The sequence below is a fragment of the Pseudomonas phytophila genome (assembly GCF_025643095.1).
In the GTDB taxonomy this organism is placed as follows: domain Bacteria; phylum Pseudomonadota; class Gammaproteobacteria; order Pseudomonadales; family Pseudomonadaceae; genus Aquipseudomonas; species Aquipseudomonas quasicaspiana.
On the sequence record NZ_CP081201.1, the window covers coordinates 5,740,088 to 5,751,874 of the forward strand.

The 11,787-nt window shown below is 57.8% G+C and carries 11 protein-coding genes; 7 read left to right on the forward strand and 4 right to left on the reverse strand.

The window, feature by feature from the left end; translation table 11 throughout:
* Nucleotides 1–147 precede the first annotated feature (147 nt).
* Complete coding sequence (locus K3169_RS25975; RefSeq protein ID WP_263268741.1) at nt 148–1,038, forward strand: LysR family transcriptional regulator; 891 nt, start codon at nt 148–150, stop codon at nt 1,036–1,038.
* 276 nt (nt 1,039–1,314) lie between these two features.
* Nucleotides 1,315–2,256: an NAD-dependent epimerase/dehydratase family protein gene (locus tag K3169_RS25980; RefSeq protein WP_263268743.1), complete on the forward strand. Its 942-nt coding sequence runs from the start codon at nt 1,315–1,317 to the stop codon at nt 2,254–2,256.
* A gap of 74 nt (nt 2,257–2,330) precedes the next feature.
* Here the strand turns inward: K3169_RS25980 and K3169_RS25985 are convergent, their stop codons facing one another.
* From K3169_RS25985 to K3169_RS25995, 3 genes are all read right to left on the reverse strand, one after another.
* Nucleotides 2,331–3,581, reverse strand: a complete 1,251-nt coding sequence (locus K3169_RS25985; protein ID WP_027901638.1) for an OprD family porin — start codon at nt 3,579–3,581, stop codon at nt 2,331–2,333.
* A gap of 205 nt (nt 3,582–3,786) precedes the next feature.
* A complete protein-coding gene (locus K3169_RS25990; RefSeq protein WP_263268745.1) occupies nt 3,787–4,713 on the reverse strand; it encodes a 2-hydroxyacid dehydrogenase in 927 nt (308 codons plus the stop codon).
* Nucleotides 4,710–5,486 carry a class II aldolase/adducin family protein gene (locus K3169_RS25995; RefSeq protein ID WP_263268747.1) on the reverse strand — a complete coding sequence of 259 codons (777 nt, stop codon included), beginning with the start codon at nt 5,484–5,486 and terminating at the stop codon, nt 4,710–4,712. Before K3169_RS25995 ends, K3169_RS25990 begins: the two co-directional genes overlap by 4 nt.
* 120 nt (nt 5,487–5,606) lie before the next feature.
* On the opposite strand from K3169_RS25995, the gene K3169_RS26000 reads away from it, so the two are divergent.
* On the forward strand, nt 5,607–6,578 hold the full coding sequence (locus tag K3169_RS26000) for a LysR family transcriptional regulator (RefSeq protein ID WP_263268748.1): 972 nt from the start codon (nt 5,607–5,609) through the stop codon (nt 6,576–6,578).
* A 73-nt stretch (nt 6,579–6,651) separates the two neighbouring features.
* On the opposite strand, the gene K3169_RS26005 is transcribed toward K3169_RS26000, so the two are convergent.
* The gene (locus K3169_RS26005) at nt 6,652–7,623 is read right to left on the reverse strand and encodes a LysR family transcriptional regulator (protein WP_263268750.1); all 972 of its coding nucleotides are present in this window, start codon (nt 7,621–7,623) and stop codon (nt 6,652–6,654) included.
* Nucleotides 7,624–7,799: 176 nt separating this feature from the next.
* Here K3169_RS26005 and argH point away from each other — a divergent pair, with 176 nt between their 5' ends.
* Genes argH through K3169_RS26025 form a run of 4 tightly spaced genes read left to right on the forward strand, consistent with a single transcriptional unit; the run spans nt 7,800 to nt 11,769 of the window.
* Nucleotides 7,800–9,227 (forward strand): argininosuccinate lyase, encoded by a 1,428-nt coding sequence (argH, locus tag K3169_RS26010; protein ID WP_099269034.1) that lies wholly within the window; start codon nt 7,800–7,802, stop codon nt 9,225–9,227.
* 18 nt (nt 9,228–9,245) lie between these two features.
* Entirely contained in the window at nt 9,246–10,121 is an 876-nt protein-coding gene (locus K3169_RS26015; protein ID WP_027901632.1) for an amino acid ABC transporter permease, read from the forward strand.
* 18 nt (nt 10,122–10,139) lie between these two features.
* Nucleotides 10,140–10,904 carry an amino acid ABC transporter ATP-binding protein gene (locus K3169_RS26020; RefSeq protein ID WP_122395431.1) on the forward strand — a complete coding sequence of 255 codons (765 nt, stop codon included), beginning with the start codon at nt 10,140–10,142 and terminating at the stop codon, nt 10,902–10,904.
* A gap of 28 nt (nt 10,905–10,932) precedes the next feature.
* Nucleotides 10,933–11,769, forward strand: coding sequence for an ABC transporter substrate-binding protein (locus tag K3169_RS26025; protein WP_406644112.1), 837 nt, complete (start codon nt 10,933–10,935; stop codon nt 11,767–11,769).
* Nucleotides 11,770–11,787 lie beyond the last annotated feature (18 nt).

An 11,787-nucleotide genomic window follows, 5' to 3' on the forward strand; every position in this document is an offset into this window, starting at 1 on the left:
GCAACCAACGAACCTGTAGGAGTGAGCTTGCTCGCGATAGCATCTTGTCAGTCACAAGATATGTGACTGGCAGACCGCTATCGCGAGCAAGCTCACTCCTACAGGGGCGGCGCTGGGCATCTGACCGCGCACACCGGACAAACCCACATGCACTTCGATTTGATTGATCTACGCCTGTTCCTGAATGTGCTGGAAAGCGGCAACATCACCGCCGGAGCGGCACGCAGTCATCTGTCGCTGGCATCAGCGAGTGCGCGCATTCGGGGGCTTGAGACGTCACTGAATATTCCTCTGCTCGAACGCGGCCGGCGCGGCGTTACGCCCACGCCTGCGGGCAAGGCGCTGGCGCAGCACGCACGGCTGATTCTGCAACAGGTCGAGCGCATGCAGTTTGATCTCGCGGACTATGCCAAGGGATTCAAGGGACAAGTGCGCCTGCTGTGCAACAGCTCAACCCTCAGCGAGCATCTCCCAGAGCTGCTGGCGGACTTCCTGGTCAGCCATCCGCACATCGACATTGATGTTGAAGAGCAGCCCAGCCTGCGCATCATTCATGCGTTGCGCAATGGCACGGCCGACATCGGAATTATTTCCGACGCAGTCGACGCCAGTGATCTGCAGACCCGGCCGTTTCGAGCGGATCCATTGAGCCTGATCATGCCGCTCGATCATTCATTGGCCCTTGAAGAGCACCTGCATTTCAACCAGGCGCTGGATTATGAATTCGTCGGCCTGTCGGTCAACAGTGCCTTGGCCCTGCACCTTGAAGCACAAGCGTTGCATGTCGGTAAACGGCTACGCATCAGGGTGCGAGCTGAAGGCTTTGACGCAGCGATCCGGATGGTCAGCCATGGCGCGGGATTGAGCATAGTGCCGCAAGCCGCGGTGCAACGCTGGCAAGGGCCGCACACCTTCAAAAGTGTGCCATTGAGCGACGCATGGGCCGACCGGCAATTGCTCCTGTGCGCGGTGGATTTCGCTGCATTGCCGGGGTATGCGGCGGTATTGCTGGCGGCGTTGAGTATGAAGGCCCCGTAGGACCGGCTTTAGCCGGGAAGGCGTCATATGTGGCGGCGAAGATCCCGGGCCTGCTCGCGGCTGAAGCCGCTCCTACGACCGCGCATACCCGTAGGACCGGCTTTAGCCGGGAGGGCGTACTTTCTGGCGAAAAATATGCGGCGGATTTACAGGCGCCCTCCCGGCTAAAGCCAGTCCTACAGATCTTTGCAGGGCTTTTTTCTTCAACCGTCAGCATTCCCCAATCCCCCTACTATCCTGATTGCAGCAATAGCTAACGGCACATCAGGGAAGACCATGAAAATACTCGTCACAGGCGCAACAGGTTTTATCGGTAAAGCATTGCTGCACAGACTTGCTACAGAGCCTCAATACCAGGTGACAGGTTCGACCCGCCAGCAAAATCCTGAGCCGTCGGTGGCACCACTGATTGAAGTAGGCACCGCAAATGCCGCGACCGACTGGTCAGCCGCCCTGCAAGGCGTTGATGCGGTTATCCATGTTGCAGCCCATCTCGCCACCCGCGGCAGTACGCTGGAAGAACTCAGAAGCACCAATGTTGACGGCACGCTGGCCCTGGCGCGGCAAGCATTGTCTGCGGGCACGCAACGTTTCATTTTCATCAGCTCGGTCGGCGTCAATGGCTCGACAACCCGCCATGCCCCTTTCAACGAAATATCCCTGCCCGCTCCGACGGATGATTACGCACGGTCAAAACTCGAAGCGGAGCAAGCGCTGCAAAAGCTGTTACACGGCACAGCCATGGACCTGGTGATCATCCGTCCACCACTGGTCTACGCGGGCCATGCGCCGAGGAATTTTTCGAAGTTGATGCAGTGGGTTCGTTCCGGGGTGCCCATGCCGTTTGCTGCCATTCATAACCGGCGCAGCATTATCGCCTTAGAGAATCTGGTGGATTTCATCGCGCTGTGTGTCAGACACCCTGCCGCTGCCAACGAACTGTTCCTGATTTCGGACGGCGCTGACCTCTCGACCGCTGAATTGGTGAAGCACCTGGCCAATGGAATGGGCTGCTCAGCCCGGCTGGTGCCTGTGCCTGCGTCGTTATTGCGTCGGGGGGCAAGGCTGTTGGGCAAAGGCCCTATGTATTCCACGCTGTGTGCATCGCTGGTGGTTGATTCGGATAAAGCGCGTCGCCTGCTCGGCTGGACCCCGCCCCTGGCAACCATTGATGCGCTGATCAAAAGCGGTCGTGATTACCGCACATTGAACACTTGAACACGCGCCCATAAAAAACCCGCTCCGGAGGATGAATCCGGGGCGGGCCATATTTCGATGGGGATCGAAATGCGTTACAAGATGCTGATCGGGTATTCGATGATCAGACGAGTGTCGTCGACTTTCGAGTTGAAGTCCGAAGCGCCACTGCGATAGGTCGCGTTACGCACACGGAAGCTCAGGTCCTTGGCCGGGCCAGACTGGACGACGTACTTGGCTTCGATATCACGCTCCCATGCGTTGATATTGTCGCGGGTCGCGGTGGTCGCATCGGAACCCATGACATAACGCGTCATGAAGCTCAGGCCCGGCACGCCGTAGAGCGCCATATTCAAGTCATAGCGCGCCTGCCAGGACTTCTCGTTTTCATGGTTGAAGTCAGAGAACTGAACCGAGTTGCCGACGAAGATGGTGCTGTTACCGTCAACGCCATAGTCGTAGTTGTTGGTGCCATTGACCACCTGACGGCCCACCAGGAAGGTGTGCGCGCCGAGGGTGTAGGACGCCGTCAGACTCCAGATAGTGCTGTCGTAAATGCCCCGCTCTTCAGCGCCGATGCTTTTGGTGTCGTAACCGTTAAGGTCGAACTTCACGACGTCCTGTGGCGACAACGCCAAAGCGTAAGTCAGGCTGCCGTAGTATTTGCGCCATACGTCTTCAACGTTCGAGTAGTAAGCACTGGCCGACAGGTTCTTGTTGAACTTGTACAAGCCACCACCGAAGTTGATGACATCCAGGCCACCGCTGTCGTGGTTGCTCGAGTTACGGCTTTTCAGCGAGGTGAAGTGACCGCCTTGCAGGGTCAGATTGTCGATTTCGTTACTGGTGACCAACAGACCTTGAGCCGTTTCCGGCAACAGACGGCTGTCAGACGTCGCGAAGACCGGGTTGTTGACGATCTGGTCGCCAAACTTCAACACGGTTTTGGAAACGCGCATTTTGACCGCAGCGCCAGCATACCCGTAGCCGTCTTTGGCATGGGTGCCGCCATCTTCCTGCTCAAGCAAACCGGTACCGCGGCCGGTGCGACCATCGCCAGTATCCAGCTTCAGACCGTACATGCCGATCGCATCCAGACCAAAACCGATGGTGCCTTGAGTGAAGCCGGATTCAAAGTTGCCGATGAAGCCTTGCGCCCACTCTTCGCCGGTGTCGCCTGAGTTGCGAGCACGCTGGTCGCGGTTCATGTACATGTTGCGCGCCTTGACGTTCAACTTGGCGCCTTCCAGAAAACCCGTAGCGTCTGCCTGCGAATCAGCAAAAACCGGCTGCACAGATCCCGCTGCCACTGCCAGGGCAATGACACTTAGCTTGCTAACATTCATTACTGCGCTCCGTTGGTTATCGCATCCGCCTGCCTTCGTTGGGCGAGCGGATATTTATTGGCAGATTCAGAAGGGGTTGTTTCCTTTGCCAATACATTCGCGATGGCATTTCTTATAGATCAAGCCGTTGTTCCCACACACAACCAGTCCCGGCTTCTTCTCCCCAAGAAGCCCCCAACCCAGGTCTGGCTTGTTACTACTCTCCCTAGTAGCCCTGTTCCGGGTTGACCTGATTCGCCAAGGGTAAATCCGCATCAAGGCGTTTCAGGTTTCCAAGAATCTGTTCAGCTATCACTTCGTAGGAAGCGGATGAAGCAATGTGCGGCGTCACGCCTATCTGCGGATGGCGCCAGAATGAGTCGTCCGTGGGTAATGGTTCCTGCTCGAATACATCCAGCAAAGCGCCACGCAATTGACCGCTGTCCAGCGCGGCTAACAAGTCGTCGCGGCGCAGGTGTTCGCCGCGACCGCAGTTGATGATGACCGAGCCTTTCGTCATGGGCGCGAAGGTCTCGTTATTCAGAATGCCAACTGTCTCTGTGGTAAGAGGCAATAAACAGACCAAGATGTCCAGATCCTGCAAAAACTCATTGAATTCAGCCAATTGAAAGGTTTTTACGCCCTCAACCTGCTGCGCACGACGTGCCCAGCCGCGCGTATCGAAACCCAGCCCGGACAATTGCACCGCCACGGCGCGCCCCAGCTCGCCAAGCCCCATAACGCCCACTCGGGTTTGCTTGGCTGGTTGCTGCCCGGGCCGATGCCAGACCACGCGGGCCTGATTTTTCAGCATCTGATCAAAGCCACGGTGATAGTGCAGCACACCCCATAGAACGTACTCGATCATGCCCAGCCGATGGTCCGGATCAATGATGCGACAGACCGGAACATGCGCTGGCCTACTTGGATCCTTGAAGATCTGATCAGCACCGGCAGCAATGGAATGAATAAGACGCAGCTTGGGAAACATTCCCAGATCGCCTGGCGACGGGTTCCAACAGAGTGCAACTTCAGCGCCCTGCGCACCGGCTTCGCCCGGCCGCAGAATCGTCAGTGACGGGTCCAGCGCCAGGAGATTTTCACGAACACGTCCCAGGCCACCGCCTGTGCCAAGCAACACCAGAGGCTTCATGAGCAATACTCATCACGCTGGCTGGCAATCAGTTCCAATGCCGCTTGCCAGGCCAGTTCGGTGATGCCTTCGCTGTCGTCGGCTTCGAACTGTTGCGCGGTGTGCTCACAGATGTGCGGGTCTGGCTGTACCAACTCGACGCCACCGGCCAGCGCCTGAACCTGCGCCTGACAGGCTCGCTCCAGGAAGTAGATATTGGCGAACGCTTCGGCCGTGGAACCACCGGCGACCAACAGGCCGTGATTGCGCAGGATCATCGCGTTGTTGCTGCCCAGGTCGGCCACCAGACGCTCACGCTCTGCGACATCAACCGCAATACCTTCGTAGGTGTGATAACTCAGACGGTTGTAGAACTTCAATGCGTGCTGACTCAACGGCAGCAACCCTGCCCGCTGCGCCGACACGGCGATGCCTGCCGCGGTGTGGGTATGAATCACACAGTGCGCGTCGGGGCGCGCGGCATGAATCGCAGAATGGATAACGAAGCCCGCACGGTTGATGCGGTGGTCGGGGTAGAACTCGTCGACGACGTTACCCTCGCTATCGATCTTCACCAGCGTGCTGGCACTCATGCGCTCGAACAGGGTGCCATAGCGATTGATCAGGAAGTGTCCGCTGTCGCCCGGCAGCCGCAAGGAAATGTGCGTATCGATCAGGTCGGTCATGCGGTAGTGAGCCAGCAAACGGTAGAGCGCGGCGAGTTCGCAGCGGGCGTTGCGTTCGGTCTCGGGCATGTGCGGCGGTAGCCGATCGTGGCTGGCGGGAGCGGACATCGTGGGTTCCATCAAAAGGTCATGGCGCAATTTGTGCAGCCTTTTTAAGAGCAAAGGGCAAAGCAGTTCAATTCGCCATTGCTTATATTCATTATTTTTTTCACCAATAAAGGCTGTGCAGTGACTCAATCGACAAGCCCGGTAGCCATTCCTCGTCCGTCTTCGCGGTCGCTGGGCGAGCGGCTGGACTGGAATCTGTTGCGTACCTTTCAAGTCGTCGCGCAAGAGCTGAGCATCAGCCGCGCCGCAGCACGCCTGCACCTTTCACAGCCAGCCGTCAGCCAGGCGATCAAACGTCTTGAGGAGCAACTGGGTGCTGCGCTGATCGAACGTCGCGGGCCGCGCTTTCTGTTGACCCAGTCGGGCATTGAAACGCTGCGCGTAGCAGCGGAAGTGCAGAGCCATTTCACCCAGCTGGACGCTGCCCTCGAACGCAGCAGCGATCAGGTCGTAGGCAAAGTGCGGATGCTGACGGTGAGCGGGATTCGCTGCCCCGCCTACGATAAGTTTCTGTCGCAACTGCACCGCGACTATCCCGGCATCACCCTGGAAATCGACGTGCAATCCAGCGACGCAATCCTTAGCTCGCTGTCCCAGAAAACCGCCAGCTTCGGCCTGGCAGTCAACCGCACAGCGCCCGCCTGGCTCGGCCAGCAATGCCTGACTCAGGAGCACTACGCGTTTTATTGCAGTGACGAGCATCCTTTATACGGGCGCGACGATTTGACCCTGACCGACCTGCGTAACGAGCAGCTGATTATTTTCACCGGGGATCTGCTGGGGGGCACGCTGTCGTCGCTGGCCGAGTTTCGTGACCTGCACAAACTCACCGGACAAATCGTCGCTTCGTCCGCCAATACACAGGAAGTCTTACGTCTGGTACTGGCGGGATTTGGCATCGCATGCCTGCCGCAACACATCTGCCAGAACGAATTGGCAACCGGCCGTTTGTGGCGCTTGCCGCCTGAAGAAAGTGTGGGTTCTGTGGATATCAACTTGCTGTGGAATCTGGAGCAACGCCTGACCAAAGCCGAATCAGTATTCCTCCAACGCCTGCGCGAAACGACCACTGATCGCCAATCCGCACCTTGATGTTCCGTTCCGGTGCGCGGTAACCGGGTACTTCCGTAACATGCACCAGTAGCGCGCATTAGTTGCTGTCTTATTAGCTCTGGTTATTAGCGCTGGAACTTTCCTGCATTATTTCGAGAAAAACATCCAACAAAGGGTTGCGTGGAACCTGCTGCTTGTACAACAGTTTAACCGGTGTGGCTATGGCGAATTTCTGCCTCTTTATAGAGCGCATCTCGCCACGCGAGACATAACTTCTGGCCCAATGAACGGGCAAATAACCCAGATAACGCCCCGTCTTTATCATGATCGCCACGGCCTCAACCTGAGTGGCCACAGCTGTCACTTCGCGCTGGCTCATCAATGTCGACTTACCCGCATGAACGGCATAAGCGTGCTCGACGAACTCTGCTTCCGACAGGCACTTCTCATCGACACTTTCGTCACTCATGGCGAAAAATGGATGCCTGTTCGAACAGTAAAGCTCTGACACTTCGTCATACAGCGGGATCACTTGAAAGTCATCTTTACCGCTATACACGGGCACGATACCGGCCGCAAAACGGCCTTTGAGAATACCTTGCTCGATCTCGTCCAATGGTGCCACATTGAGCCGCACCTTTGCCTTTGGAGCCTTTATCTGCAAGGCTTTCAGGGCATCCACCAAAGGGGAGTCGGGGTCTGAAACAGTGTTATCGATGACGGCGATATTCAAATCGCCGAGCAACTCGCCACGCACATTACCGAGGCGATCACGAAAGTTATCCAGCGCCATGAACAGGTCAAGGCTGGCGTCGTAGATAATCTTGCCTTGTTCGGTCAGGCAGAACTTTTCCCGCCCTCGCGTACATAAGCGCATGCCCAGTCGAATTTCAAGATCCGATATCTGCTTACTGATTGCCGCCAGGCTGATATTCAGTTCTACCTGTGCAGCGGTAAATCCTCCCGCTTCAACCACTGCCCTAAAAACCTTGAAGAGTTTCAAGTCCATGGCGCTGGCCATTGACATCGCCGCTTCACCACTTCTTTTTGGCAGGTTTCCAGTTTCAGTAAGTTGACTTGCCATTTAAAACATTTCCCCGCGCGTTGGTTTTTTCTAGCATCCCTCTCAATTGATCAATTCAACGTTAAGTGTAAGTCCACTTATTCCTTGCTCGCCCCGCGATCTTCACATCGCAGTTCGTATCGCACAACACGCTGTTGTTCAGGGTGGAGCAATCAACGTGCCAACGGAGAATTTACATGTCTGACGCCACTGATCGCCTTTGGGGCGCACGTTTCAAGACCGGCCCTGCCGAAGCCATGGCCAACCTGTCCCGCTCGCCACGCGCCTACTTTCGCCTGACGCCGTACGACATCGCCGGTTCCAAGGCGCATGCCAACGAGCTGAACCGTGCCGGACTGCTGGATGCCGACGAAACCGCGCGCATCATCGAAGCCTTGCGCACCATCGACGTGGACTTCGCCGCGGGCAACATCGAACCGATTGCTGCCGACGAAGACGTACACACCTTCATCGAACGCCTGCTCACCGAACGCCTTGGCACGCTGGGCGGCAAACTGCGCGCAGGCCGTTCGCGTAACGACCAGTCGGCTAATGACATGCGGCTGTTCCTGCGTGATCAGGTGCGGGTCATGACCCTGGCAATTCTCGAATTGCAGAAGGCGTTGGTCTCGCAAGCCGAGCAGCACATCAACACCATCGCGCCGGGCTTTACTCACTTGCAACAAGCGCAACCGATCGTGTTCGCCCATCACCTGATGGCGCACGCTCAGGCGATTCATCGTGACATCCAGCGCCTGCAGGATTGGGACAAACGCTTCAACCTGTCGCCACTCGGCGCGGCCGCTCTGGCAGGCTCGGCCATCGCTCGCGATCCGCAGCGCTCGGCGGCAGAAATGGGCTACAGCGGCCCCTGCGAAAACTCCATCGACGCCGTCGCCAGCCGCGACCACGTCGCGGAATTCCTGTTCTGCAGCAGCATGCTCGGCATCAACATTTCGCGACTGGCCGAAGAGTTCTGCCTGTGGACTTCCCGCCAGTTCCGCTGGATCGAACTGGACGACGGTTACGCCACCGGTAGCTCGATCATGCCGCAGAAAAAAAACCCGGATATCGCCGAACTGGCCCGCGGGAAATCAGGCCGGCTGATCGGCAGCCTGACCGGCATTCTGGCCGTGCTCAAGGCTCAGCCGCTGTCTTACAACCGCGATTTGAGCGAAGACAAACACGCCATTCTCGACAGCCTGGAAACCGTGCACCTGGTGCTGCCTGCTTTCGCGGGCATGGTCCAGACCATGAAGGTGCGCGTTGACGAATTGCTGCGTCAGGCACCACTGGGCTTCACCCTCGCCACTGAAGTTGCCGACTGGCTGGCCGTGCGCGGCGTACCGTTCAAGGAAGCGCACGAGATCACCGGCAAGCTGGTGCAGCTCTGCGAAGAAAACAATATCGGCCTGGAAGAACTCAGCACCCAACAACTGGCCGCAACCGACTCACGCCTGACGCCAGAAGTGCTCGACGCACTGACGCTGGAAGCGGCACTGGCGGCGCGCAGCGGCTGGGGCGGAACGTCGCCGGTACGGGTGGCCGAGCAGATCGAGCGGTTCAAAGCGCAACTGGTCGCACAGGAAAAATGGGCACTCGACTACGCGGGTCCGCGCGGCTGATTCAACGGAGAGCATTCCATGTCAAAGCCTCAAGCTTCAGCGAGCGCCGAGCGCGCTTCACTCGCGGCCAAGTACGACATTTCGACCTACAAGGTTGTGCCACGTCGTTACTACGGTCGTTATGCCTCAGCGACACTGATCGTGGTGCTGTTGATCGGGTTGGTTCACGCCTTTATCAACGGCAACATCGAATGGAGTTTCGTGCGGCAATTTCTGACCGCCGAATCGATCATGTTCGGCCTGTTGAACACCATCATCATGTCGATCCTGGCCATGGCGCTGGGGGTGGTGCTCGGGGTGATCGTGGCGGTGATGCGCATGTCGCAGAACCCGCTGCTGCGCTATGTGGCTCAGGGTTACACCTGGCTGTTTCGCGGTACACCGCTGATCCTGCAATTGCTGCTGTGGTTCAACCTGGCGTTGATCTTCCCGACTCTGGGCATTCCCGGTCTGTTCGAATTCAAGACCGTTGAGGTGATCACACCATTTGCCGCAGCGCTGCTGGGCCTGGGCATCAATCAGGGTGCCTACACAGCCGAAGTGGTGCGTGCCGGTCTGCTGTCAGTGGACAGCGGCCAGTACGAAGCTGCCAAGTCCATCGGCATGCCGCGTCTGCAAGCATTGCGCCGGATCATCCTGCCGCAGGCCATGCGGATCATCATCCCGCCGGTCAGCAACGAGTTCATCGGCATGGTGAAAATGACCAGTCTGGCCAGCGTCATTCAGTATTCGGAGCTGCTGCACAACGCACAGAACATTTACTACGCCAACGCCCGCGTCATGGAGCTGCTGATCGTGGCCGGCATCTGGTATCTGGCGGTCGTGACCATCCTGACACTGGGTCAGAGCCGACTGGAAAAACGCTTCGCCCGCGGCGCTGGCAAACGTAACTGAGCCCCAGGAGGCGCAATCATGTTGAACATCGTCAAAGCAGTAGACGTCAACAAGTTCTTCGGCGACTTCCAGGCGCTCAAGAACGTGAATCTGGAAATCCCTCACGGCGAAGTGCTGTGCATTATCGGCCCGTCAGGCTCCGGCAAAAGCACCCTGCTGCGTTGCATCAACCAGCTGGAGAAAGTCGACAGCGGCGGGCTGTGGGTCGATGAAGAAATCCTCGGCTACCGCACCGACGGCCATAAGCTGGTGGAGCTGAGCGACGTACAGATCGCAAAGCAACGGCTCAAGACCGGCATGGTGTTTCAGCGCTTCAACCTGTTCGCGCACATGACCGTGCTGGAAAACATCATCGAAGGGCCGTCGCAGGTGCTGCGTCAACCCGTTGAAGATTGCCGGGAACTGGCCATGGAACTGCTCAAGCGCGTAGGCCTGGAAGCCAAGGCCAATGCTTATCCCATCGAGCTTTCAGGTGGTCAGCAACAACGTGTTGCCATCGCTCGGGCCTTGGCCATGCGTCCCAAGCTGATGCTGTTCGATGAGCCGACGTCGGCCCTCGATCCCGAGCTGGTCGGCGAAGTGCTGTCGGTCATGCGTGACCTGGCCAAGAGCGGCATGACCATGATTGTGGTCACTCACGAACTGGGGTTCGCCCGGGAAGTGGCCAACCGCGTGGTGTTCATGGATGCGGGGCAAATCATAGAGACGGGGGCACCCGAAGACGTGCTGATGAACCCGCGCAACCCACGCACCCAGGATTTTATTGCTGCCGTTTTGAACTGAACTCAAACCCTTGCTGAGGATGTCCGATTTGAAAACTTTCGCGCTTACCGCTACCGCCGTACTGTCCGCCCTGATTTCGGTTTCGAGCTGGGCAGCCGACACTCACGTGTTGCCAAAATCCATCAAGGACAAGGGCTACATTACCGCCGGTATCGCTCCGAACTATCCGCCGATGGACTTCAAGGATCCTGCAACCGGCAAACTGACCGGCGTCGATTACGACCTGGGCACCGAGATCGCCAAGCGTCTGGGTGTCGAGATCAAGTGGCAGGAAACCGCTTTCGAACAAATGGTCAGCGGTCTGGCCACCAACCGTATCGACATCGTGCTGTCGGGCATGACCGACACGCCTGAGCGCCAGCAGACTGTAGACTTCGTTGACTACTTCAGCACCGGCCCGCAGTTCTACACCCTCGAATCCCAGAAGGATTTGAAGACCACCGCTGATATGTGCGGCAAGAAAATCGGCACCAGCCGTCGCACCACGTTCCCGGTGGAAATCGCCAAGTGGAGCGAAGTGAACTGCGTGGCCATCGGCAAACCGGCCATCACTGTCGTCGGCACCGAAGGCAGCGCCGATGCCCGTGCGCAACTACGCCAGTCGCGACTGGACGCCGCCGTGCAAGGCAGCGAAACCCTGCCGTACATTCAGGGCCAGGAGCCAGGCGTGTTCAAGGTCATCGGTGAGCCATTGTCGCGTCAGTTGACCGGCCTGGGCGTTGCCAAGCACAACGCCGAGTTGAGCACCGCGATCATCGCCACCCTCAACGACATGATCAAAGACGGTACTTACGAGCAGATCCTCGGCAAGTGGCAGCTCAAGAATGGCGCACTCGAACAAGCTGTCTTGAACGGCGCCAAGTAAGCGCCATTGCACTCGCCC